This window comes from Pseudomonas sp. BIC9C, assembly GCF_034541995.1.
GTDB lineage: Bacteria > Pseudomonadota > Gammaproteobacteria > Pseudomonadales > Pseudomonadaceae > Aquipseudomonas > Aquipseudomonas fluorescens_CC.
This window is the reverse complement of sequence record NZ_JAWDGM010000001.1, coordinates 2,124,328-2,148,393: the sequence shown is the minus strand read 5'-3', so window position 1 is coordinate 2,148,393 and position 24,066 is coordinate 2,124,328. Positions and strand designations below refer to the sequence as shown.

The window sequence follows — 24,066 nt, the reverse complement described above, 5'->3', positions numbered from 1 at the left end:
CCGCTGCTCCAAAAAAAAGCCAAAGTCCCTCAACTCAAAAACAGGAAAAGATCATGTTCAAGCCTATGGCCCTGGCCGCTGCTGTCCTCACCGCTTTCAGCCTGAACGCCTTTGCGGCGAAAACCGAGTTGACGGTGTACACCGCCCTCGAAGCCGAACAGCTGAAGACCTACAAGGACGCCTTCGAAAAGGCTAACCCCGATGTGGAGATCAAGTGGGTGCGTGACTCCACCGGGATCATCACTGCCAAACTGCTGGCCGAGAAGGCCCGCCCGCAGGCTGACGCCGTGTGGGGCCTGGCGGCTTCCAGCCTGGCGATCCTCGATCAGCAAGGCATGCTGCAAAGCTACGCACCCAAAGATCTTGGCAAGATCGGCGCCAACTACCGCGACGCCGCCAACCCACCAGCCTGGGTTGGCATGGACGTCTGGGCCGCGACCATTTGCTTCAACACCGTCGAAGCCGAGAAGCAGGGCCTGACCAAGCCAGTAAGCTGGCAAGACCTGACCAAGCCTGAGTACAAAGGCAAGATCGTCATGCCGAACCCTGCATCGTCCGGCACCGGTTTCCTCGACGTCAGCGCCTGGCTGCAAACCTTCGGCGAGAAGCAGGGCTGGGCGTACATGGACGGCCTGCACCAGAACATCGGCCAGTACGTTCATTCCGGTTCCAAGCCTTGCAAACTGGCCGCTGCAGGTGAGTTCCCGATCGGCATTTCCTTCGAGTACCCAGCGGTTCAACTGAAGCGCCAGGGCGCACCGCTGGACATCATCCTGCCGAAGGAAGGCCTGGGCTGGGAGATCGAAGCGACTGCCGTGATCAAGGGCACTGCCCACGAGGAAGCCGCGAAGAAACTGGCTGACTTCTCCGCCAGCCCCGAGGCGATGGAACTCTACAAAGAAAACTTCGCCGTGCTCGCCCAGCCTGGCATCGCCAAGCCGCAAACCGAACTGCCGGCCGACTACGAACAGCGTCTGATCAAGAACGACTTCGCCTGGGCCTCGAAGAACCGCGACGAGATCCTCACCGAATGGCGCAAGCGCTATGACGGCAAGTCCGAGAAAGTGGCGGCCAAGTAAGATCTTTATCGGCTGACAGGGCCCCATCGCGGGCGAGCCCGCTCCCACAGGGAACTACGGTGGATGCAGATTTTGTGAACACCTCGAAACCTGTGGGAGCGGGCTTGCCCGCGATAGCGGTCTCTCATTCAGAGCACCTCTAGATGACACAACACAACGACATGCTGATCGTCGGCGCCGGCATCCTGGGTTTGTCCCACGCGTATGCCGCCGCCAAACGCGGTCTCAAGGTCACGGTTTTCGAGCGCAGCGAAACGCCGGTCGGCGCTTCGGTGCGCAACTTCGGCCAGGCACTGGTCACCGGCCAACCGCCGGGCCCGATGCTGGAGCTGGCCCGCGCCAGTCGCGGAATCTGGGGCGATTGGGCGCAGCTCGCCGGCCTGCAACTCAAGCGCAATGGCTCGTACCTGTTCGCCCGCACCGAGGCGGAAGAACAGTTGCTGGAAGCCTTCTGCGACGGCCGCGCGGTGGAGCACGGTTACCGTGTCGAGCTGCTGCGCGGTGGCGCCTTGCGCGATTTGTATGGCGGCCAGTTCCGCCATCACCGCGCGGCGCTGCATGGCATGGACGACCAGCAGCTGTATTCGCGCGAAGCGATACCGGCGTTGATCGATTTCCTGCGCCGCGACCTGGACGTCGAGTTTCACTTCTCTACCCTGGTCCGCGATATCGAACCGGGCCGCTTGTACAGCACCGCCGGCAGCTTCAGTGCCGAGCAGATCATCGTCTGCTCCGGACACGATTATCAGACCTTGCTGGCCGGGCAGATCGCCGAACTCGACCCGCAAATCTGCCGCCTGCAAATGCTCCGCGCCCGACCGCACATCAACCTCAACCTGCAACACGCGTTGCTCACCGGTTTGAGTTGCGTGCACTACGGCGCCTTCGCCGACTTGCCGGAAGCCGCGGCGGTGCAGGCCGAGATTCTGCGGCACGCGCCGCACCTGCACGAAAACGGCATCCACCTGCTGATCAGCCCGACGCCCTATGGCGAGTTGATCATTGGCGATTCGCATCATTACGGTCGCGATCCGTCGCCCTTCAATGCCGAGCAGGTCGACGACTGGATGATCGAGCTGGCCGAGCAAACCCTGGGCTGCAAGGTGCAGGTGGTCGAACGCTGGCAGGGTGTCTATGGTTCACGGGGGCCGGGACCGTTCTCGTTCCTGCGCCCGATGCCGGGAGTCAGTGTGGCGTTGATGCACACCGGTGTCGGCATGAGCGTCGGGCCGGCGATGGCTGAACGCAACGTTGCCACCGTATTGGAGGAAATCTGATGGAGCGCAATGAGCAGGTGATTGCCGAGGTGTTCGGTTTGTACGAGCGCTTTGGCGACAGCGACTACATCGGCGAGCCGGTGTCGCAGATCGAACACATGTCCCAGGCGGCGGAACTGGCGATGGCCGAAGGCTTCGACGATGAGGTGGTGCTGGCGGCGTTCTTCCACGACATCGGGCATATCTGCGCTGAAAGCGCGGAGAACATGGGCGGCTTCGGTGTGGTCAGCCATGAACGACTCGGCGCCGACTACCTGCGCCGCGTGGGCTTTGGCGAACGCATGGCGCGGCTGGTCGAATGCCACGTGCAGGCCAAGCGTTACCTGACGCTCAAAGAGCCCGGGTACTTCGAGCGCTTGAGCGTAGCCAGCCGCCGGACCCTGGAATATCAGGGCGGGGTGATGACGGCTGAAGAGGCTGAGGCGTTCGAGCAGGACCCGCTGTGTGCCGTGAGTTTGCGCATGCGCCAGTGGGATGAGCTGGCGAAAGAGATGCATGTGCCGGTGATTGATCTGGCGGTGTTGAAGGACAAGGCGGTGCGCTTGTTGGCTGCGTAAAGCCTCGGCACCGAGTTGCGGCCTTCGCGAGCAAGCCCGCTCCCACATTGAATCTGCGTCCGGTGACAGATGGATGTTCCGACACAAAACCCTGTGGGAGCGGGCTTGCCCGCGAAGAGGCCAGCGCTGACACCACGCATCATCAATCAAGCCACTAAAGCTGCTGTGCCAACGCCTCAACCTGCTCCTGCCGCTCCGCCTGATTCAGTTTGGGATGAGGATTGAGCGACGACCACTGCGGATGTGCCCGTGCCTTGTTCAGGGCCTCGGGCAGTTTGCCTTCGCGCCAGCTCTTGTCCTGAGGCGTGGCCAACTGAATGCTGTCCATCGCCGCATGTCCACGGGTGTTCAGCGCTTGCAGCAATTGCCGCTGGCGCAGCGCCAACAGGCGCAGCACGTTGTCATCCACCGTCAGTTCGCGCTGGCCCTTGATCTTGCCGAGCAAGCGGCCGCCATAACTGCGTGCGGTTTGCAGAGCGCCGCCGGCGATGGCCCCCGCCAGTGCCGCCGCACCCAGGGTAATCCCGCCCACCAGCAGGTCGACCCCGGCCCCCGCAGCAGCACCCGCGGCGATACCGCCACCCACGCGCACACCCAGTTGCTTGAGGGTTTCCGGGTTGAACAGGTCATCGCCCCAACGACCGTCGAGCAAGGGCAAATCATTGGCCGCCGCGTCCTGCGGGCGGAAGGCGTAGAGCTTGAGCAGGGCCTCGACGCAACGCTGCTCACGCTGGCGTACGGCTTTGCGCAGTTCGCTGATCGCCTGTTGTTCCTGCCCGGCTTCACTGACCACACTGCGCCGGCAAGCCGCGCAATCGATCAGCAATTCGGCAATCAATTGCTCGGCGCTTTGCTGGCGAGCCAGACGCTGGGCTTGCTGATCGGCGATCAGGCGTTCGAGTTGCGGCCGGGCCGTTTCCAGCAGCAGGGCGAGACTTTCATAGAGACGACGCTCGCCATCCTCCGGCGGCGCGACACTGTCGAAGCGCACCAAGGCATGCAAGCCCAGCCGCGCCAGCGCTTCACGCCACGCCGGTTCGCGGTGGTTGGCGCTGCTGACGAAATTCAGCACCGGCAGCAAGGGCTTGCCGCAACCGGCCAGCACTTCCAGCTCGTCGCGATACTTGGCCAGCACCGGTTCCCGGGCATCGATCACGTAGAGCCCGGCGTCCGACGCCAGCAACTGGCGCAGCACTTTGGCTTCCTGTTCGAACCGTTGCCGGGCTTCGCTACCCTCAAGGAAACGCGCCAGGCGAGCCGGGCCGTCGAGGCGTTCGCCGGGACGCTCCAGACGTTCGAGGTAATCGAGCAGGGCGATGGCGTCTTCCAGACCAGGGGTGTCGTAGAGATCGAGCAGTGGCTCGCCGTCCACCGAAAGACGCGCGCCTTCGACGTGCCGTGTAGTGCTGGGGTGATGGGACACTTCACCGAAGCCGACGTCGCGGGTCAGGGTGCGCAGCAAAGAGGTCTTGCCGACATTGGTGTGGCCGACGACGGCGAGTTTCAGAGGCTGCTTGCGGGTATCAGTCATGACCCGTCTCCAGCCAGTTCATCGGCGCACAATCGGCGAAAGTCAGCTCAAGTTGTTGTAGTGCCAGGTGCCAGTCGCCGAGACGTTCGGCGTCCAGTGCTTCACCGGGCGGTGCCTGCAACAACCACACGCGGGTGGCGCTGGCGCTGCGGGCCAGTTCGGCAATCAAGGCCAGGCTGCCGCGATCCGGCGAGCGCTGTGGATCGCACGCGATGGCCAGGCGTGCCGGAGGAAAGCGGCTCAGTTGTTCGAGGAGTTTGTGCCGCGATTCGCGACTGTCGAGGATGCCGGCGTTGCTCACGTTTTTCGGCAATTGCGGTGGCCAAGGGCGTTGGTCGTCCAGTTCGATGGCCACCAGCAGCGCGCCGTCGCTTTGCTGCTCGGTGACACCGCTTTCCACGCGATGCAGTTGGGCCGGTGCCGCATCGCTGACGCCAAGGCGTTCGCTGGTGGGCATCAGGCGTTCGCGCAGTTGCGCGTAACCGGGCAGGTTCAAATCCAGACGCAGCGCCATTTGCCCCGTCTTCCAGCGCCACAGGCAAAACAGCGCGAGCAGCAGGCGCGGCAAAACGCCGTAGACCAGCAGTACCCCCACCAGCCAGGCGGCCCAAGCCTGACGGGCACTTTCGATGTTCAGTGCGGCATCGCCGCTGGCACGGATCATCTCCTCGGTCGGCACGCTGAAGCCGAACAGGGCCGGCAGCGCGCCAAGCGCCTGAGTGACGGCGATAAAGGTGTCGGCACTGAGGATCGTGGTTTCCCAGACGAAGCCGTAGCGTCGGGTCGCCATCAGCGTCAGCAGAATGACCAGGGCGCTGAGCATCACCAGCAACCACAGGCTGTTGACCAGCACGCCGATGGCCCAGCGATTGAGTTTCTGGCGTTGCAGCAACAGGAGCAGGGCCGGTGCCAGCTGTGCGGCTTTGGCGTCACGAGCGAGTTTTTCACTTAGCCATAGCCACAGTCGCCCGAGACTGGCGCCATGTTCGCCGGCAAACACCAGTCCCAAGGCCCAGCTCAGCAGCAGGATCAGATTCAGCCCGAGCAGGCTGCCCAGGGCCCAGAACACATTCACCGGGTGCAGGCCACCGCCCATTGCCGCAAAGGCCAGGCCGGCGCCGCTGATCACGGCCAGCACCGCCATAACGATCAGCGCCAGTCGTGCGCCTTGCAGCCAGTGTTTGAGGGCCGCGGCCAGACCATCGCGTTCAGCCAGCCACAGGGCCCGGCGTTGAATGCGCGACGGCAAATCGCCGCCGGCGCTGCGGGCCATCCGGTTGGCTTCAAGGTCTTCCAGGGGACCTGCGTGTTCTTCGCGCAGTCGAATGGTTTCTGTCAGCCAGAGGGTATTGAGTTCAGTCACGCGGCATCCCGTCGCTTCATTGAGCTGAGAGCATAACCGCTGTGGCGCTTATCGGCGAAAGCGAGGCTCTGGTATCCTCGCCGGCATGACTAAATCACTCCCCCTCAGCCTGATCGCAGCCCTCGGTGAAAACCGTGTGATCGGCGTCGACAACAGCATGCCCTGGCACCTGCCGGGGGACTTCAAATATTTCAAGGCCACCACCCTGGGCAAGCCGATCATCATGGGTCGCAAGACCTGGGATTCCCTCGGTCGTCCGTTGCCGGGCCGCTTGAACATCGTGGTCAGCCGTCAGGCGGATCTGGTGCTGGAAGGTGCGGAGGTTTATCTGTCGCTGGAAGCCGCCGTCGTTCGTGCTGAAGCATGGGCGAAGGAACAGGGTGTCGACGAGCTGATGCTGATTGGCGGTGCGCAGTTGTATGCGCAAGGGCTGGCGCAGGCCGATCGGTTGTACCTGACCCGCGTGGCGCTGAGCCCGGAAGGGGATGCATGGTTTCCGGAGTTTGATTTGAGCGAGTGGAAGCTGGTGTCGGATGTGCCGAATCCGGCCGAAGGTGACAAGCCGGCGTACAGCTTCGAAGTCTGGGAAAAAGCCTAAAAGCTTCGCGAGCAAGCCCGCTCCCACAGGGGATTTGTGTCGCTCACAGATCCAATGTGGGAGCGGGCTTGCTCGCGAAGAGGCCCGCTCAGTCGCAGAAAAACCTAAGCCTGCACCAACTCCGAATGCTCATCCGCATCCAGCAGCGCCTTGTCGGTCTGCTGCATCACCTGGCTGGTAATCGCCCCCGCCGTCATCGAACCACTGACGTTCAACGCCGTACGCCCCATATCAATCAACGGCTCGACCGAAATCAGCAACGCCACCAGTGACACCGGCAAGCCCATCGCCGGCAGCACGATCAACGCGGCAAACGTCGCACCGCCACCCACTCCGGCCACGCCGGCCGAGCTCAGCGTGACGATCGCCACCAGCGTCGCGATCCACAAGGGGTCCATTGGGTTGATGCCCACGGTCGGCGCCACCATCACCGCCAACATCGCCGGGTACAGACCGGCACAGCCGTTCTGGCCGATGGTCGCGCCGAACGAGGCGGCAAAGCTGGCGATGGACTGCGGGATGCCCAGACGACTGGTTTGCGCTTCGATGCTCAAAGGAATCGTCGCTGCGCTGGAGCGGCTGGTGAAGGCAAAGGTCAGCACTGGCCAGACCTTGCGGAAGAAGCGCAGCGGATTGATCCCGGCAACCGACACCAGCACGCCATGCACCACGAACATCAGGCCCAGGCCGATATAGGACACCACCACGAAACTGCCGAGCTTGATGATGTCTTGCAGGTTGGAACCGGCGACCACCTTGGTCATCAGCGCCAGCACGCCGTACGGGGTCAGCTTCATCACCAGGCGCACCAGGCGCATCACCCAGGCTTGCAGGGTGTCGATGGCGTTGATCACTTTCTGACCATTCTCGGCATCATCCTTGAGCAGTTGCAGCGCAGCGACACCCAGGAACGCGGCGAAAATCACCACGCTGATGATCGACGTCGGCTTGGCCCGCGCCAGATCGGCGAACGGGTTTTGCGGAATGAACGACAGCAACAGCTGCGGCACATTCAGGTCGGCGACCTTGCCGGCGTAGTCGGTCTGGATGGTTTGCAGGCGCGCCATTTCCTGGGTGCCGGCCACCAGGCCTTCGGCGGTCAGGCCGAACAGGTTGGTCAGGCCGATGCCGATCAGCGCCGCAATGGCCGTGGTGAACAGCAGCGTGCCGATGGTCAGGAAGCTGATCTTGCCCAGCGACGAAGCGTTGTGCAGACGGGCCACGGCGCTGAGGATCGAGGCGAACACCAGCGGGATCACGATCATTTGCAGCAATTGCACATAACCGTTGCCCACCAGATCGAACCAGCCGATCGAGGCTTTCAGCACCGGGTTGCCGGCACCGTAGACCGTGTGCAACGCCACACCGAACGCCACGCCCAGCACCAGCGCGAGCAGGACTTTTTTCGCCAGGCTCCATGTGGTGTGGCGGGTTTGCGCCAGGCCGAAGAGCAAAGCGAGGAACACCAGCAGATTGAGAATCAGCGGCAGATTCATTGGGACTCCGAAAAAGACTTGTGCCAGCCACCCGATTCAAAACGGAAAGTGCCTGCGCTCGATCATGCTGCGTTAAAAACAGGCTCGAAATGCTCATTGACTAAAGTCAACTCCGCTTTCTCGCCTGTTTTTGCCTTGCCTGATCATCGCTCGGCGACTTTTCGTTTCGAATCGCCGGGGCAGCTGCGAACCGGCAAGCCTAACAGCTTGAAAACTAATGAATTAATATCAAAAACGTATGGTGTCCGTCGTTTTTGGAATAAGCGGATGTCGCTGTCAGAAATGCAACTGACGCGAAAGGGACGCGGACGGTCGCTGACAGACGAGGACTGTCACACTTATTTGTTAGCGTCGATGTCTTTCACATTCAGGGAGAAACGCCGATGAAGTTCGCACCGAAATTACTGGCTGCAGCACTTTGCCTGGGCCTTGCCGGCCAGGTTTTCGCAACGGATTTGAAACACTGGCCAGCCGATCAGGCCAAGGCACTGGACGCGATGATCGCGGCCAACGCCAACAAGGGTAACTACGCGGTGTTCGACATGGACAACACCAGTTACCGCTATGACCTGGAAGAGTCGTTGCTGCCATTCATGGAAAACAAGGGCCTGATCACCCGCGACAAGCTCGATCCCTCCCTGAAGCTGATGCCGTTCAAGGACACCGCCGACCACAAGGAAAGTCTGTTCAGCTACTACTACCGCCTCTGCGAAGTCGACGACATGGTTTGCTATCCATGGGTCGCCCAGGTGTTCTCCGGCTTTACACTCAAGGAACTCAAGGGCTACGTCGACGAGATGATGGCGTCTGGCAAACCGGTGCCGGCCACTTATTACGAAGGCGATGTGGTCAAGAAGCTCGACGTGAACCCGCCGAAAATCTTCACCGGCCAGCAAGAGCTGTACAACAAACTGATGGAGAACGGCATCGAGGTCTATGTGATGACCGCCGCCTCCGAAGAACTGGTGCGCATGGTCGCGGCCGATCCGAAGTACGGCTACAACGTAAAGCCGCAGAACGTGATCGGCGTGTCGTTGCTGCTCAAGGACCCGAAGACGGGCGAGCTGACCACCGCGCGCAAGCAGATCACCGCCGGCAAGTATGACGAGAAGGCCAACCTTGGCCTTGAAGTGACCCCGTACCTGTGGACCCCGGCAACCTGGATGGCCGGCAAGCACGCGGCAATCCTGACCTACATCGACGAGTGGAAAAAACCGGTACTGGTCGGCGGCGACACCCCGAGCAGCGACGGTTACATGCTGTTCCACAGTGTCGACGTGGCCAAGGGCGGCATCCACCTGTGGGTCAATCGCAAAGACAAATACATGACCCAGATCAACGGCATGATGGCCAAGCACGCTGCGGCCCAGGCCAAGGAAGGGCTCACCGTGACTGCCGACAAGAACTGGGTGATCGTGAAGCCTGAAGAAATCCAGTAAGGGTTTTGATTCACTGTAGGAGCGAGCCTGCTCGCGATGGTCGTTAACGATGACGCTGGCTGCCTGATACCCCGCGGCGCTCTGTCGTCCATCGCGAGCAGGCTCGCTCCTACAGGTGAATGGTGACCGGTAGAAACAAAAATGCCCCGCACATGGCGGGGCATTTTCATGTTCAACGGTTAAGCGTTACAGTCCGTCGAGCATTGCCTTGTTACGCACCGCACCCTTGTCGGCGCTGGTCGCCAGCAGGGCGTAGGCTTTCAGGGCGGTGGTCACTTTGCGTGGACGCACTTCCACCGGTTTCCAGCCTTTCTTGTCCTGCTCGACACGGCGTGCGGCCAGTTCTTCGTCGCTGACCAACAGGTTGATCGAGCGGTTCGGAATGTCGATCAGCACTTTGTCGCCGTCCTGCACCAGGCCGATCGCGCCGCCGGCAGCGGCTTCAGGCGAAGCGTGGCCGATGGACAGGCCCGAGGTGCCGCCGGAGAAACGGCCGTCGGTCAACAGGGCGCAGGCTTTGCCCAGGCCTTTGGATTTCAGGTACGAGGTCGGGTAGAGCATTTCCTGCATGCCCGGGCCGCCTTTCGGGCCTTCGTAGCGAATGATGACGATGTCGCCTTCCTTCACTTCGTCAGCAAGGATGCCGCGTACGGCGCTGTCCTGGCTTTCGAAGATCTTCGCGTTGCCTTCGAACACGTGGATCGACTCGTCGACGCCAGCGGTTTTCACCACGCAGCCGTCCAGGGCGATGTTGCCGTAGAGAACGGCCAGGCCGCCTTCTTTCGAGTAAGCGTGCTCGACACTGCGGATGCAGCCGTTTTCACGGTCGTCGTCCAGGGTTTCCCAACGGGTCGACTGGCTGAACGCGGTTTGCGTCGGGATGCCCGCAGGACCGGCCTTGAAGAAGTGGTGCACGGCTTCGTCGGTGGTCTGGGTGATGTCCCACTTGGCGATGGCTTCTTCCATGCTGCGGCTGTGCACGGTCGGCAGCTGGGTGTGCAGCAAGCCACCACGGGCCAGCGAACCGAGGATGCTGAAGATGCCGCCGGCACGGTGCACGTCTTCCATGTGGTACTTCTGGATGTTCGGCGCAACCTTGCACAGTTGCGGCACGTGACGGGACAGACGGTCGATGTCGCGCAGGTCGAAATCGATCTCGGCTTCCTGGGCGGCGGCCAGCAAGTGCAGGATGGTGTTGGTGGAACCGCCCATGGCGATGTCCAGGGTCATGGCGTTCTCGAACGCCTGGAAGTTGGCGATATTGCGTGGCAACACCGACTCGTCGTTCTCGCCGTAGTAACGCTTGCACAGCTCGACGATGGTGCGGCCGGCCTGTAGGAACAGTTGCTCGCGGTCGCTGTGGGTGGCCAGGGTCGAACCGTTGCCCGGCAATGCCAGGCCCAGTGCTTCGACCAGGCAGTTCATCGAGTTGGCGGTGAACATGCCGGAGCACGAACCGCAGGTCGGGCAGGCGCTGCGCTCGTACTCGGCAACCTTCTCGTCAGAAGCGCTGGAGTCGGCGGCGATCACCATGGCGTCGACCAGGTCGAGGCCGTGGGATGCGAGTTTGGTCTTGCCGGCTTCCATCGGGCCGCCGGAAACGAAGATCACCGGGATGTTCAGGCGCAGGGAGGCCATCAGCATGCCAGGGGTGATCTTGTCGCAGTTGGAGATGCAGACGATGGCGTCGGCGCAGTGGGCGTTGACCATGTACTCGACGGAGTCGGCGATGATTTCGCGGCTCGGCAGCGAATACAGCATGCCGTCGTGGCCCATGGCGATGCCGTCGTCCACGGCGATGGTGTTGAATTCCTTGGCCACGCCGCCAGCGCGTTCGATCTCGCGGGCGACCAGTTGGCCCAGGTCCTTGAGGTGCACATGGCCCGGTACGAACTGGGTGAACGAGTTGGCAATGGCGATGATCGGCTTCTTGAAGTCGTCATCTTTCATCCCCGTGGCGCGCCACAGTGCGCGGGCACCGGCCATGTTGCGGCCGTGGGTGGATGTTTTCGAGCGGTAATCAGGCATGAAGCACTCCGGGCGGCTAATCAGGTATCAAAAGGGAAGTGAGCTTCTATTGACGTCTGGAACACTCAGAAATGGCCGCGTGTCCGGAAGTTGCCGATAACTTTGCGGGATCGCCGCGCGCTTCAGCTTGAGCTCATAAACCCGCCGGGGATGACTGGCGATGAATGTTCGCGATTCTACACGGCTGGCGGCTGGAGGGAATGGCTGCAAGCATTCACAAGACGTTCGGCGACCACCCCTGTAGGAGCGAGCTCGCTCGCGATGAGCCCGAGAGCGCCGCGGGGCATCAGGTTCCCCCGCGTCATCGTTGACGACCATCGCGAGCGAGCTCGCTCCTACAAGGATTTGCGTTGTGCATCAGAGCCACATGGCATCCCACAGCGGGTAGTCTCCAACCCGAGTCACAAGTCCGGCGCGCAAAGGGTTGGCAATGATGTATCGGGCGGCTGCTTTCAGGTCTTCCTCGTGGCGCAAGGCCCGATCGAAGTAACCCTTTTGCCATAGCGTTTCGTGGCGACCTCTTTGCTGGTTGATGACGCGAGCACTTCTGGATTTGGCCGCCTGCATCAGTTTCGGCAAATCACCGTTGTGCAATTCAACCAGCCAATGAAAGTGATCCGGCATGACGACCCACGCTATCGAGGTGGCATTGCCGGCTTCATGAGCTCTTCTGAATTCGTTTACTACCAAGCGTCCAACGTACAAATCATTGAAGATCGGTTGTCGTTCATGGGTGACTGCGGTCAGGAGATAGATGCGCCCGGGTTCCGGGCGGCGGCCTGCGCGTAAGCGGTGAGCTTTCGGCGTGCTGGACATTCCGTTGTCCTCTTCTGTGGTTAGAAGAGAAACGGTAGGCATGGGATGGGAGGTTGTCGCTTCGACTGTGGGTCAGGATGTGTCGTGCAACTGTAGGAGCGAGCTTGCTCGCGATGAACCCGACAACGCCGCGGGGCACCAGGCTTCCCGCGTTATCGTTGACGACCATCGCGAGCAAGCTCGCTCCTACAGGGGTTTGTGTTGTTAGCTGTTTGGCAACAACCGGCAGGTAATGCTCTTGATATAACGTGTCTCGGCAATCGCCGGGTGCACCGGATGATCCGGACCCTGACCGCCACGTTCCAGCATCTGGATATTGCGGTCCAGGTGACGGGCACTGGTCAGCAGGATGTTCTGCAGGTCGTCTTCCGGCAGGTGCATCGAGCAGGATGCGCTGACCAGGATACCGTCCTTGGTCAGCAGGCGCATGGCTTGTTCGTTCAGACGACGGTAGGCGCCTTCGCCGTTCTTCATGTCTTTCTTGCGTTTGATGAACGCCGGCGGGTCGGCCACGATCACGTCGAAGCGTTCTTCGCTGGCTTTCAGCTCTTTGAGGGCTTCGAACACGTCGCCTTCGATGCAGGTCATTTTTTCGGCGAAGCCGTTCAGCGCGGCGTTGCGCTCGACGCCGTCGAGGGCGAAGGCCGAGGCGTCGACGCAGAACACTTCACTGGCGCCGAACGCGGCAGCCTGCACGCCCCAGCCGCCGATGTAGCTGTACAGATCCAGTACGCGCTTGCCCTTGGCGTAAGGGGCCAGGCGTGCGCGGTTCATGCGGTGGTCGTAGAACCAGCCGGTTTTCTGACCCTGGATGACCGGGGCTTCGAATTTCACGCCGTTCTCTTCGAGAGCAACCCACTCCGGCACCAGGCCGAATACGGTTTCGACGTAGCGGTTGAGGCCTTCGGCGTCACGGGCGGCGGAGTCGTTCTTGAACAGAATGCCGCTTGGCTTGAGCACTTGGGTCAGCGCCGCGATCACGTCGTCTTTATGGGCTTCCATGGTCGCCGAAGCGATCTGGACCACCAGGATGTCGCCGAAACGGTCGACCACCAGGCCTGGCAACAGATCGGAGTCGCCGTAGACCAGACGATAGAACGGCTTGTCGAACAGGCGCTCGCGCAGGGACAGGGCCACGTTCAGGCGATGCACCAGCAGCGATTTGTCCAGCGGCAGCTTGATGTCGCGCGACAGCACACGGGCGCAGATCAGGTTGTTCGGGCTCATGGCAACGATGCCCAGCGGCTTGCCGCCGGCGGCTTCGAGGATCGCCTGGTCGCCGGCCTTGAAACCGTGCAAAGGCGTAGCGGCTACATCGATTTCGTTGCTGTAGACCCACAAGTGGCCGTTGCGCAGACGGCGGTCGGCGTTGGCTTTGAGGCGCAGGCTAGGCAGGGACATGACGTCGCTCCGGAAAAAAGAGCGGGAGTATAGCGTGTTGCGCAAGGCCACGGCATGGTGGATGGACATGCGGTGGGCAGGGCCCGCCAGGATGAAACTTCAGGCGAAGGGCCGTACAAGGTTTCGGATCCAACTGTTAGAAGCTAGAATCTGCGCCTGACCCAGAGTGTGTACTTATGTCCCAAGAGCTGACTTCCGAACAGATCCAACTAGCCCTGCAGGGCATCAGCGTACCGGCCCAGCCGCAAATCATGGTGGATTTGCAGATGGAGCAGTACATGCCCGACCCGGATCTGGAAGTCATCGCCAAACTGATCTCCCAGGACCCGGGCCTTTCCGGTTCCTTGCTGAAAATCGTCAATTCGCCGTATTACGGGCTGAGCAACAAGATCGCGTCGATCCAGCGTGCGGTGAATCTGCTGGGCAGCCGGTCGGTCATCAACCTGATCAACGCGCAGTCGATCAAGGGCGAGATGAACGACGACACCATTGTCACCCTCAACCGTTTCTGGGACACCGCCCAGGACGTGGCAATGACCTGCCTGACCCTGGCCAAGCGCATCGGCGTTGAAAACGGCGATGAAGCTTACGCGCTGGGTTTGTTCCACGACTGTGGCGTACCCTTGATGCTCCAGCGTTTTCCCGAGTATATGGGTGTTCTGGAGCAGGCCTATGCCAACGCCAGTGCCGAATGCCGGGTGGTGGATACGGAGAATCAGGTGTTCAATACCAATCATTCGGTGGTCGGGTATTTCACCGCCAAGTCCTGGCGCCTGCCGGAGCACGTGAGTGCTGCGATCGCCAATCACCACAATGCCCTGGCGATCTTCAGCGATGAATCTTCGCGCAACAGTTCGTTGAAGAACCTGCTGGCGATCCTGAAGATGGCCGAGCACATTTGCGCGTCGCACCGGGTGCTGGGCAATCAGACCGAAGATCACGAGTGGAACAGCATCGCGCCGCTGGTGCTCGATTATGTCGGCCTCTCGGACTACGACTTCGAGACCCTCAAGCAGACGATCCGCGACCTCGGCACTCATCGCTGAGTGTCGGAACCTTCCAGGCCATGAGCCTGATCCGAGAGCACCATGCCTGAATTGCCAGAAGTCGAAACCACCCGTCGCGGCATCGCGCCGTACCTGGAAGGCCAGCGTGTCAGCCGGGTGATCGTGCGTGACCGTCGCTTGCGCTGGCCAATCCCCGAAGACCTCGATGTTCGGTTGTCCGGGCAGCGCATCGTACTGGTGGAGCGGCGCGCCAAGTACCTGCTGATCAATGCCGAGGTCGGCACCTTGATCAGCCACTTGGGCATGTCAGGCAATTTGCGTTTGGTGGAGGCCGGGTTGCCAGCGGCCAAGCATGAGCATGTGGACATCGAACTGGAATCGGGCCTGGCACTGCGTTACACCGACCCGAGGCGCTTCGGTGCAATGCTCTGGAGCCTTGATCCGCTCAATCATGAATTGCTGATCCGCCTGGGGCCGGAGCCCCTGACCGACCTGTTTGACGGCGAGCGCCTGTTCCAGCTGTCCCGTGGACGTTCGATGGCGGTCAAGCCGTTCATCATGGATAACGCGGTGGTGGTGGGCGTCGGCAATATCTATGCGACCGAAGCGTTGTTCGCCGCTGGAATCGACCCGCGCCGCGAAGCCAGGAGCATTTCCCGTGCGCGTTACTTGAAGCTGGCAATCGAGATCAAGCGCATCCTGGCGGCCGCCATCGAACGCGGAGGTACCACGCTGCGGGACTTTATCGGTGGTGACGGTCAGCCAGGTTACTTCCAGCAGGAACTGTTCGTGTACGGTCGCGGCGGCGAGCACTGCAAAGTCTGTGGCACGGGCCTGCGGGAAGTGAAGCTTGGGCAGCGCGCCAGCGTTTTTTGCCCACGCTGTCAGAGCTGATCGTCAGTTACAGCTTCAGTGAGGCTGATGACGCCTTCGCGAGCAAGCCCGCTCCCACAGGGGAGCGCATTCCAAATGTGGGAGCGGGCTTGCTCGCGAAGGCGGCCTGAAAGTCGCCGAATGACTTAAGCCTTACCGGTAATCTTGCGGTACTTCTCCATCAACTGCTCTTGAGTCTCCGGATGGGCTTCGTCCAGTGGAATGCAATCCACCGGGCAGACCTGCTGGCACTGCGGTTCGTCGTAGTGGCCGACACACTGGGTGCACAGGTTCGGGTCGATCACATAGATCTCTTCGCCTTGGGAAATGGCGGCGTTCGGGCACTCGGGTTCGCAGACGTCGCAGTTGATGCAATCGTCGGTGATGATCAGGGACATGCTAACTCCAGCCGGGGCGGCAGGCCCGGGCGTAATAAACCAATGCGCTTAATTGTGCCGCATTGGCGCTGTGGGAGCGAGCCTGCTCGCGAAAAACCTGAGAGCGCCGCGGGGTGCCAGGCTTCCAGCGTCATCGTTGACGATCTTCGCGAGCGAGTTCGCTCCTACAGTTATGCAGATTTATTTCTTGAAGCGTTCGGTCAGGGCGTCCGCCACCACAGGATGCACGAACTTGGTGATATCACCGCCCAGGGCCGCAATTTCACGGACCAGCGTCGAGGAGATGAACGAGTAACGTTCGGACGGGGTCAGGAACAGGCTTTCCACATCCGGCGCCAACTGGCGGTTCATGTTGGCCAGCTGGAATTCGTATTCGAAGTCCGACACCGCGCGCAAACCACGCAGGAACACGTTGGCATTCTGCTCTTTGGCGAAGTGCGCCAGCAGCGTCGAGAAGCCGACGACTTCAACGTTCGGCAGATGTTTAGTGACCTCGCGCGCCAGTTCCACCCGTTGTTCCAGAGGAAACAGCGGATTTTTCTTCGGGCTCGCGGCAACGGCGATGATCACGTGATCGAACAGGCGCGAGGCGCGTTCGACCAGATCGCCATGGCCCTTGGTAATAGGGTCGAAGGTACCTGGGTACAACACTCGGTTCATCGCGTCGTCCTGGCGGGAATCCGTTGGGGAGTCGGATGGTATCGCAGCCTTCCCGGTCGGCCAAGTCGCCTGTTGGGTAAGAAAGCACTATAGACGATGGGAATAATCGTCATTTTCATGGATTTTTCAAACGTTCGGCCAGGGATGTCGCCAGTTGCGCCGTCAGTCCGTAGACCGACAGCTGCGGGTTGGCGCCAATGCTGGTGGGGAACAGCGAGCCGTCGTGGATCGACAGATTGCCCAGTTGATGATGCCGGCCGAGGCTGTCGGTCACCGCAGTTTCCGGGCTTTCGCCCATGGCGCAACCGCCCATCACATGGGCGCTGCCCAGGCGTGTGCGATACAACTCCAGGCTCAGGCCGTCGATCAGCGTGCGGGCTTCGGCGAGGGTCTTCACGTAACGGGCATCGGCGTGCATCGGCATGACGGCCTTGGCGCCACCGGCAAACTGGATCTCGGCCATGGTATGGAACGCCCGGCGCAATCCGTCCCAGGCGTAAGGCGAGAGCTGATAATCCAGCACCGGCGTGTCGTCGCTGCGCAATTCGACGCTGCCACCGGGGCTGTCCGGGTGAAAACCGTCCCGCAGCAGCGCCAGCATGGCGTGGGTATGGGGCAGATTGGCCATGTGCTGCGAGTTTTCCTGGCCGAAACCACCGAGCAGTGTCGTGGCCAGCGCCGGGTGCAGGGGCGGGACTTCCAGTTTGTAGGACATCTTGCCGGTGGTGCCGTCCTGCCATTGGAAGTGGTCGGAATAGATCGACTGCGGCGCGCCGTAGAACGGGTTGACCACTTCGTCGAATAGCGCGGCAGACATGTTCACCGGGTGCAGGAACGTACGTTTTCCAAGGCGCTTGTGCGGGTCGGGTGCCGCGGAGCGCATCAGCAAGGCCGGGCTGTTGATGCCGCCACCGGCCAGCACGAAATGCCGCGCCTTGACCGTGATGGTGCGCCCGGTCGGTGCGACGCAGCGTTCATCCATCGCCGAACATTGCAGGCCGGTGACCCGGTCGCCGCTGATCATGAGTTTTTCGGCGCGGGCCAGGTAAAGCAGTTCGCCGCCCTTTTCCAGGGTGGCTGGAATGGTGGTGACCATCATCGATTGCTTGGCGTTGGTCGGGCAGCCCATGCCGCAGTAGCCGAGGTTCCAGCAGCCGCGAACGTTGCGCGGGATGACGTGCCAGCTGTAGCCCAGCGCCTCGCAGCCCTTGCGGATCACGTCATTGTTGGCGTTGGGTGGCACCATCCACGGCGCGACGCCCAGGCGCTGCTCCATTTTCTCGAACCACGGCGCCATTTCCGCCGGGCTGTGGCCCTTGACGTTGTGCTCTTTGGCCCAGTGTTCCAGGGTCGGCTCCGGGGTACGGAAACTGGAGGTCCAGTTGATCAGTGTGGTGCCGCCCACCGCCCGGCCCTGGAGGATGGTGATCGCCCCGTCCTTGCTCATGCGGCCGATGCCTTCCTGATAGAGGCTGCTGTAGGCCTGGTCTTCGAGCAGCTTGAAGTCGCTGCTGGTCTTGAGCGGGCCTTCCTCGATCAGCAGCACTCTATAGCCGGCCGCGCTGAGGATTTCAGCCGTGGTGCCGCCGCCGGCACCGCTGCCGATGATCGCCACGTCCGCTTCGAGTGTCAGGTCCTGGGTCAGTTGCGAGCCGTCGTAGGTTTTCCAGCCTCGGGCCATGCCTTCGCGGAACGGATCGGGTACGGGCATTTTCGGGTTCTCTTTTTATTGTGGTCTGGGTACTGGGGGTGACTGGACTGACGCCTTCGCGAGCAAGCCCGCTCCCACAGGGTCACGCGGTCAATGTGGGAGCGGGCTTGCTCGCGAAGGGGTCAACTCGATTTCAGACAGTCGGAGGCCCGGGATACCCGCAATGCGCCCACGACTCCTTGCCCCCGTACCAGGCCATCATCACCAGTTGCAGCAAGGAACTGTGGCCCATGCGCAACAGGCTCAACGAGCTGTTTTCCCAGCGATCGAGAAAATGCCGGATATCGTCGGCGCTGGCGTTTTCCCAACTGCCCCAGATTCCGGTCAACGGTCCGCGGGTCACGGCCATGCCCAGCACATCGAACAGTTGCCGGGTCAGCTTGAGCATTTCCGGCGACAGGTGGGCGAGGCTGTAATCCAGGCTTTTCAGTGTGCCTTCGACAGCCTCGGGCATCCGTTCGGAGGTCACGGCACCCTCGAGCATGACCGGAATCAACGCCCGCAAAAACAGCAGGTCGCCGCTGCGTAACGTGGTGAGGCCACTGGCCGGGACGCTCGACGAACAGCCGCTGAGGCTGGCTCCGAGCCCGGCGGTGGCAAGGAAAGCTGTGGCGCCGAGGCTGAATTTAAGCAACCCGCGCCGTGACAGCGCGGGTGAATCGGACAGGCTTGGGTTCATTATTGTTATTACCCGACGGTGATGATCGTTAGCGGATGAACAGCTTCTGGATCAGCTTCTGGATGGATTTGCCGTACGGCGGGTAGATCAGCTTCGCCGCGTTGAACCGCTGTTTGATCAACACGCCCTTGGCTTTGCTGAACGTCAGGAAGCCTTCATGGCCGTGGTAATGGCCCATGCCCGAGGCGCCGATGCCGCCGAACGGCATGTCGTCCTGGGCGACGTGCAGCAACGTGTCGTTCAGGCACACGCCACCGGTATGGGTTTCGTGCAGCACGCGCTGCTGTTCGCGCTTGTCGTAGCCGAAGTAATACAGCGCCAGTGGGCGAGGGCGCTGGTTGATGTAGGCAAATGCCTGGTCCAGATCCTTGTACGGCACGATTGGCAGCAGCGGCCCGAAGATTTCGTCCTGCATCACCGTCATGTCGTCAGTGACATTGAGCAGCAGGCTATGGCTCATGCGGCGGCCCTGGCCCTGGTCGAACAGTGGCATCAGCAGCGCACCCTTGCTGGTGGCGTCGCTGACGTAACCATTGAGGCGCGTCAGTTGTCGTTCATTGATGATCGCGGTGTAGTCCGGGTTGTCGGCCAGCGTCGGATAAAACCCGCGGACGGCAGTGCGATAGGCTTCGACGAAATCTCCGACGCGATCCTCCGGCACTAGCACATAGTCCGGGGCCACGCAGGTCTGGCCGGCGTTCAGGGTCTTGCCGAAGGCGATGCGTTCGGCGGCGTCCTTGAGCGGTACGTCGCGAGAAACGATGGCCGGGGATTTGCCGCCCAGTTCCAGGGTCACCGGGGTAAGGTTTTCCGCGGCGGCGCGCATCACGTGCCTGCCGATGCTGGTGGCGCCGGTAAACAGCAGGTGATCGAGCGGCAGGCGTGAAAACGCCACGCCCATGTCAGCCTCGCCCAGGACTACGCAAACCAGGTCTTCGGGGAAGATCCGCGCCAGCAGCTGCTTCATCAGCAGGCCGGTCGCGGGCGTTGATTCGCTGAGCTTGAGCATCACCCGGTTGCCCGCCGACAACGCGCCGACCAACGGGCCGATGGCCAGGTACAGAGGGTAGTTCCACGGCACGATGATCCCGACCACGCCCAGCGGCTGGTAAACCACTTTCGCCGAAGCCGGCTGGAAGGCAACACCGACCTTGCGCCGTGAAGCGCGCATCCAGCCCTTGAGGTGTTTGCTGGCGTAATGGATGCCGTGCAGGCTGGGCATCAGTTCGGCGAGCAGGGTTTCATCGGCGCTGCGATGGCTGAAGTCCTGGCTGATCGCATCGATCAGGGCCTGGCGTTCATTGCTCAATAAATCCTTTAGCGCCTTGAGCCATTGCTGACGCTGCGCAGCGGGTGGCATAGGGTTGGCGGCGTACGCGGCACGCTGGGCGACAAACAGGGCCTGAAGCTCTTCCAGCGACTGCTGTTGGTTCTGCAGGTAGGAAATGTCAGCAGTCATGGTCGGCTCCGGATTTATTGTAATGAAGCAATTTTTAGAGTCCATGCTCTAAAAAGTCAAATGACATCCTGGAACAGCTTTGTTTTATCCGCTCGCGGATAGCTCTAAGATGCTCGTCAACGCACTCTGAATTAAAGCTCAAGCCATGGCCCCACGGATCAAAACCAGCGAGCGCATCGTGCAGAACAGCCTGGAACTGTTCAATCAACAGGGCGAGCGCAGCATCAGCACCAACCACATTGCTGCCCACATGGACATTTCCCCGGGCAACCTGTACTACCACTTCCCGAACAAGCAGGCGATCATCGCCGTGCTGTTCAGCGAGTACGAAAGCCTGGTGGACAGCTTCCTGCGCCCGCCCCAGGGGCGCGCCGCCACGGTGGAAGACAAGCGCTTCTACCTCAAGGAGCTGCTGGCGGCGATGTGGCGCTACCGGTTTCTGCATCGCGATCTCGAACATTTGCTCGACAGTGATCCGGACCTGGCCGACCGCTATCGACGCTTCTCCCAGCGCTGCCTGATCCAGGGTTCGGCGATCTACGAAGGTTTTGTCGCTGCCGGCATCCTGAAGATGGACAAGGTGCAGATCGAATCCCTGACGCTCAATGCCTGGATCATCCTCACGTCCTGGGTACGTTTCCTGTGCACCACGCGGGAGAACTCCAGCCACTTGAGCGAACAGGCCATTAAGCGCGGGGTGTATCAGGTGCTGGTGCTGGAAGCCGGGTTTGTCACGGATCTGTCCCGCGATGCGGTCAACGCCTTGTTCGAAGAGTTTTACGTGCCCTTGGCCCAGGCACTTGAGGAAGTGTCGTAGGATCTAAAGCCGATAAAAATCACAGGAGCCCGCTATGCCCATTGCGCAATTGATCAGCCCGCAAGCACTGGACCTGAAAAAGGACCAGCCGGGGCTGGTGATTCTGGATTGTCGTTTTGCCCTCGAAGACCCGGATTACGGCCAGCGCAGCTATGCCGAAGGGCACATCGCCGGTTCGAGCTATGCCGACCTTGAGCGTGATCTGAGTGGCACCTTGGTCAAGGGCGTGACCGGGCGTCATCCGTTGCCCGAGCCGGAGCAGTTGATCGAGCGCCTGCAAGCCTGGGGTATCGATACCGATAGCGAAGTGGTTCTGTATGACGACGGTCCGGGTGCCTATGCGGCGCGGGCCTGGTGGTTGCTGGCATGGTTGGGCAAGCGCGACGGTGTATTCATCCTCGATGGCGGTCTCAAGGCCTGGCATGCGGCCGGTTTGCCACTGAGTCTGGATGCGCCGGCGATCGCCCGTGGCTCCTTCACCGGCAGTCCCGACATGGCGTTGCTGATCAGTGCCGAGCAGCTGCAAAAGCGTCTCTCCAGGCCGGAACTGACCCTGCTCGATGCCCGTGCACTGCCGCGTTTCAAGGGTGAAGTGGAGCCGATCGATCCGGTAGCCGGGCATATTCCCGGAGCCCAGTGCGCGGCATTTACCGACAATCTGGGCAGTGACGGGCGTTTCCTGCCGGCCGCTCAGCTCAAGCAGCGCTTCGCAGCCAAACTGGGTGATCGTTCGCCGAATGAGCTGGTGGCGTACTGTGGTTCCGGCGTGACGGCGTGCCACAACCTGTTTGCGTTGTGTCTGGCTGGATATCCGTTGGGTTCGTTGTATGCCGGGTCGTGGAGCGAATGGATCAATGAGCCTGCGCGAGGCATCGCCACAGGCGAATAAACACCACATAACTTTGTGGGAGCGAGCTTGCTCGCGATGGGGCCATTACATTCAATATTGATGCTGATTGTTAAGCCGCCATCGCGAGCAAGCTCGCTCCCACAGGGATGGATGGTGTTTGTGAGATCTCGTTAAGCCTCAAGCCCCCGTTTTGCACTGCGATACGCCCCCGGCCCAACCCCATATACCTGCTTGAACTGCCGACTCAGATGGCTCTGGTCGGCAAACCCCAGTTGCGTCGCGACCTCCAGCGGCAAACAACCACCTTGCAATAACCTTCGCGCCCGGGCGATGCGCTGCTGCATCAGCCAGGTGTGTGGCGGCATGCCGGTGGCGCGGCGGAACACCCGGGCGAAATGGAAGGGCGAAAGGTTGACCGCCGCGGCCAGCGTCTCCAGTGAAGGCGGTGATGCCAGTTGCGCGTGCAACAATTCCTTGGCCAGGCTCACGGCCCGATGTTCCTTGCCGGGTTTGGCGGCATCGGGGACTGCCGCGTGGCGTTGTAACAGCGACAGCATCAGCTCGCGCCAGGCGGTTTGCTGTTGCAGCGCGGTGGCGGGGCTTTCCAGCAAGCGGTGCAATTGACAGAAACCGTTCACCAGATCCTGGTCGCGATACAGTGTGGCGCCGAAGGCTGGCGGGTTGTGGGTTGGCAGATCGAGCTCGGCCAATAGCGAGAGTATCTGTTCGCTGTCTGGATAAAACGCCCGGTACAGCCAGCCATCCTCGGTGCCTTTGTGACCGGTGTGCAATTCATCGGGGTTGATCAGCACCAGCGTGCCACTGCCTGCCAGATGTTCGGCGCCGCGATAGCGGTAGCGCTGGGCGCCGGCCATGATCATGCCGATCACATAGCCGTCATGCACATGGGGAGCGAAGCGATGATCGATGTAACGGGCGGACAACAACTCGACCCCGGCCAGTGGCGGGGTTTGCCAGAAGTGGATCGACTCGCCCTGGTCCGCGTCCATGATTCAAGTGCGCCCTACGGCGGCCAGCCACTCGGGGATGCGCCGTTCAAGGTAGTAACCCGGTTGCCTGAGCGTGCCGTCGACGAAACCGACATGCCCACCCTTGGCTTGCAGTTCGAATTGCGTGCAGGCGGATAACTCATCGACGTGCGGCAGACTGTGGGGAAACACGAAGGGGTCGTCGGCGGCCTGGATCATCAAGGTCGGCGTACGAATTTCGCCAAGGAAATAGCGGCTGGAGGCCCGGCGATAGTAATCCTCGGCATCGGCGAAGCCGTTCAGCGGCGCGGTTACCCGGCCATCGAAATCCCAGAACGTGCGCATGTTCTCCAGTGATCCGAGGGCCGCCAGGGTTGCCAGGCCCTCCTCGTGTCCGTCGTGCTGGAACTGTCGCTGTTTGTTCTTGATGTAGGCGACCATCTCGCGCATGAAGTGCGCCTGGTAAACCCTGGAGAAGCCTTGGCCGATGCGATCGGCGCACTGGTCCAGGCGGAACGGTACCGACACCGCCACGGCGCCTGTCACACCGCTGTCGCTGCCGGTTTCGCCCAAGTGCTTGAGCAGGACATTGCCACCCAGGGAGTAACCCACCGCATACAGCGGTGCGAGAGGCCGTTTGGCCCGTAAGTGCCTGATGGCTTCGGCCAGGTCTTCACTGGCGCCGGAATGGTAACTGCGCGGCAGCAGATTGGGTTCGCCCGAGCAACCGCGCCAGTTCAGCGCGACACTGGCCCAACCCCGGTCGCCCAGGGCTTTTTGCATACCGGCCACGTAAGGCGAATTCGACGAACCGGTGAGCCCGTGCAATATCAGAACCAAAGGCGCGTCGGCGCTGTGCGGGCCGTGCCAGTCCAGATCGAGAAAGTCGCCATCTTCAAGCCACAGGCGTTCGCGTTCGCGGCCGATGTGCACGGTTTTACGCCACAGCGGCCCCCACAAGGTTTGCAAGTGCGGGTTGCCGAGGCCGAAGGCGGGGGTGAAGCGTTCTGGCGGATGAGACACGATCATTCTCGATGC

At 61.4% G+C, this 24,066-nt stretch carries 22 protein-coding genes; 9 read left to right on the top strand and 13 right to left on the bottom strand.

Features of this window, described 5'->3' with window-relative positions:
* Nucleotides 1–53 precede the first annotated feature (53 nt).
* The 3 genes from RS887_RS10015 (at nt 54) to RS887_RS10005 (ending at nt 2,913) form a co-directional block, all read left to right on the top strand.
* Complete coding sequence (locus tag RS887_RS10015) at nt 54–1,079, top strand: putative 2-aminoethylphosphonate ABC transporter substrate-binding protein (RefSeq protein ID WP_322615208.1); 1,026 nt, start codon at nt 54–56, stop codon at nt 1,077–1,079.
* 143 nt (nt 1,080–1,222) lie between these two features.
* Nucleotides 1,223–2,356, top strand: coding sequence for a TIGR03364 family FAD-dependent oxidoreductase (locus RS887_RS10010; protein WP_322615207.1), 1,134 nt, complete (start codon nt 1,223–1,225; stop codon nt 2,354–2,356).
* Complete coding sequence (locus RS887_RS10005; RefSeq protein WP_322615206.1) at nt 2,356–2,913, top strand: phosphonate degradation HD-domain oxygenase; 558 nt, start codon at nt 2,356–2,358, stop codon at nt 2,911–2,913. Before RS887_RS10010 ends, RS887_RS10005 begins: the two co-directional genes overlap by 1 nt.
* Before the next feature lie 154 nt (nt 2,914–3,067).
* On the opposite strand, the gene RS887_RS10000 is transcribed toward RS887_RS10005, so the two are convergent.
* On the bottom strand, nt 3,068–4,444 hold the full coding sequence (locus tag RS887_RS10000) for a GTPase/DUF3482 domain-containing protein (protein WP_322615205.1): 1,377 nt from the start codon (nt 4,442–4,444) through the stop codon (nt 3,068–3,070).
* Nucleotides 4,437–5,807 (bottom strand): DUF2868 domain-containing protein, encoded by a 1,371-nt coding sequence (locus tag RS887_RS09995; RefSeq protein WP_322615204.1) that lies wholly within the window; start codon nt 5,805–5,807, stop codon nt 4,437–4,439. Before RS887_RS09995 ends, RS887_RS10000 begins: the two co-directional genes overlap by 8 nt.
* 85 nt (nt 5,808–5,892) lie before the next feature.
* Between RS887_RS09995 and RS887_RS09990 the strand changes: the two genes are divergently transcribed.
* Nucleotides 5,893–6,405 carry a dihydrofolate reductase gene (locus RS887_RS09990; protein WP_322615203.1) on the top strand — a complete coding sequence of 171 codons (513 nt, stop codon included), beginning with the start codon at nt 5,893–5,895 and terminating at the stop codon, nt 6,403–6,405.
* 104 nt (nt 6,406–6,509) lie between these two features.
* On the opposite strand, the gene RS887_RS09985 is transcribed toward RS887_RS09990, so the two are convergent.
* Nucleotides 6,510–7,901, bottom strand: coding sequence for an L-cystine transporter (locus RS887_RS09985; protein WP_322615202.1), 1,392 nt, complete (start codon nt 7,899–7,901; stop codon nt 6,510–6,512).
* A 383-nt stretch (nt 7,902–8,284) separates the two neighbouring features.
* Here RS887_RS09985 and RS887_RS09980 point away from each other — a divergent pair, with 383 nt between their 5' ends.
* Nucleotides 8,285–9,340, top strand: coding sequence for a hypothetical protein (locus tag RS887_RS09980; protein WP_008020000.1), 1,056 nt, complete (start codon nt 8,285–8,287; stop codon nt 9,338–9,340).
* A gap of 186 nt (nt 9,341–9,526) precedes the next feature.
* Here the strand turns inward: RS887_RS09980 and ilvD are convergent, their stop codons facing one another.
* The 3 genes from ilvD to RS887_RS09965 all read right to left on the bottom strand — a co-directional run bounded on the left by ilvD (nt 9,527) and on the right by RS887_RS09965 (nt 13,585).
* Nucleotides 9,527–11,368 carry a dihydroxy-acid dehydratase gene (ilvD, locus tag RS887_RS09975; protein ID WP_111285359.1) on the bottom strand — a complete coding sequence of 614 codons (1,842 nt, stop codon included), beginning with the start codon at nt 11,366–11,368 and terminating at the stop codon, nt 9,527–9,529.
* Nucleotides 11,369–11,725: 357 nt separating this feature from the next.
* The gene (locus tag RS887_RS09970) at nt 11,726–12,184 is read right to left on the bottom strand and encodes an REP-associated tyrosine transposase (RefSeq protein ID WP_322615201.1); all 459 of its coding nucleotides are present in this window, start codon (nt 12,182–12,184) and stop codon (nt 11,726–11,728) included.
* A gap of 204 nt (nt 12,185–12,388) precedes the next feature.
* Nucleotides 12,389–13,585: a class I SAM-dependent rRNA methyltransferase gene (locus RS887_RS09965; protein ID WP_204929505.1), complete on the bottom strand. Its 1,197-nt coding sequence runs from the start codon at nt 13,583–13,585 to the stop codon at nt 12,389–12,391.
* 176 nt (nt 13,586–13,761) lie between these two features.
* Here RS887_RS09965 and RS887_RS09960 point away from each other — a divergent pair, with 176 nt between their 5' ends.
* Nucleotides 13,762–14,631 carry an HDOD domain-containing protein gene (locus tag RS887_RS09960; RefSeq protein WP_322615200.1) on the top strand — a complete coding sequence of 290 codons (870 nt, stop codon included), beginning with the start codon at nt 13,762–13,764 and terminating at the stop codon, nt 14,629–14,631.
* Nucleotides 14,632–14,673: 42 nt separating this feature from the next.
* Nucleotides 14,674–15,486, top strand: coding sequence for a bifunctional DNA-formamidopyrimidine glycosylase/DNA-(apurinic or apyrimidinic site) lyase (gene mutM / locus RS887_RS09955; protein WP_008019995.1), 813 nt, complete (start codon nt 14,674–14,676; stop codon nt 15,484–15,486).
* A gap of 125 nt (nt 15,487–15,611) precedes the next feature.
* On the opposite strand, the gene RS887_RS09950 is transcribed toward mutM, so the two are convergent.
* From RS887_RS09950 to RS887_RS09930, 5 genes are all read right to left on the bottom strand, one after another.
* The gene (locus RS887_RS09950; protein WP_003176712.1) at nt 15,612–15,863 is read right to left on the bottom strand and encodes a YfhL family 4Fe-4S dicluster ferredoxin; all 252 of its coding nucleotides are present in this window, start codon (nt 15,861–15,863) and stop codon (nt 15,612–15,614) included.
* Nucleotides 15,864–16,043: 180 nt separating this feature from the next.
* Nucleotides 16,044–16,523: a pantetheine-phosphate adenylyltransferase gene (coaD, locus tag RS887_RS09945; RefSeq protein WP_007939322.1), complete on the bottom strand. Its 480-nt coding sequence runs from the start codon at nt 16,521–16,523 to the stop codon at nt 16,044–16,046.
* A gap of 115 nt (nt 16,524–16,638) precedes the next feature.
* On the bottom strand, nt 16,639–18,234 hold the full coding sequence (locus RS887_RS09940; RefSeq protein ID WP_322615199.1) for a GMC family oxidoreductase: 1,596 nt from the start codon (nt 18,232–18,234) through the stop codon (nt 16,639–16,641).
* Nucleotides 18,235–18,367: 133 nt separating this feature from the next.
* On the bottom strand, nt 18,368–18,913 hold the full coding sequence (locus RS887_RS09935; RefSeq protein ID WP_322615198.1) for a twin-arginine translocation pathway signal protein: 546 nt from the start codon (nt 18,911–18,913) through the stop codon (nt 18,368–18,370).
* Nucleotides 18,914–18,941: 28 nt separating this feature from the next.
* A complete protein-coding gene (locus tag RS887_RS09930) occupies nt 18,942–20,372 on the bottom strand; it encodes a coniferyl aldehyde dehydrogenase (RefSeq protein WP_322615197.1) in 1,431 nt (476 codons plus the stop codon).
* Between the two features lie 145 nt (nt 20,373–20,517).
* Here RS887_RS09930 and RS887_RS09925 point away from each other — a divergent pair, with 145 nt between their 5' ends.
* Complete coding sequence (locus RS887_RS09925; RefSeq protein ID WP_322615196.1) at nt 20,518–21,189, top strand: TetR/AcrR family transcriptional regulator; 672 nt, start codon at nt 20,518–20,520, stop codon at nt 21,187–21,189.
* A gap of 34 nt (nt 21,190–21,223) precedes the next feature.
* Nucleotides 21,224–22,078: a sulfurtransferase gene (locus RS887_RS09920; protein ID WP_322615195.1), complete on the top strand. Its 855-nt coding sequence runs from the start codon at nt 21,224–21,226 to the stop codon at nt 22,076–22,078.
* 131 nt (nt 22,079–22,209) lie between these two features.
* Here the strand turns inward: RS887_RS09920 and RS887_RS09915 are convergent, their stop codons facing one another.
* Together RS887_RS09915 and RS887_RS09910 are read right to left on the bottom strand one after the other, a co-directional pair.
* On the bottom strand, nt 22,210–23,049 hold the full coding sequence (locus RS887_RS09915; RefSeq protein WP_322615194.1) for an AraC family transcriptional regulator: 840 nt from the start codon (nt 23,047–23,049) through the stop codon (nt 22,210–22,212).
* Nucleotides 23,050–23,052: 3 nt separating this feature from the next.
* On the bottom strand, nt 23,053–24,051 hold the full coding sequence (locus RS887_RS09910) for a hydrolase (protein WP_322615193.1): 999 nt from the start codon (nt 24,049–24,051) through the stop codon (nt 23,053–23,055).
* Between the last annotated feature and the right edge of the window lie 15 nt (nt 24,052–24,066).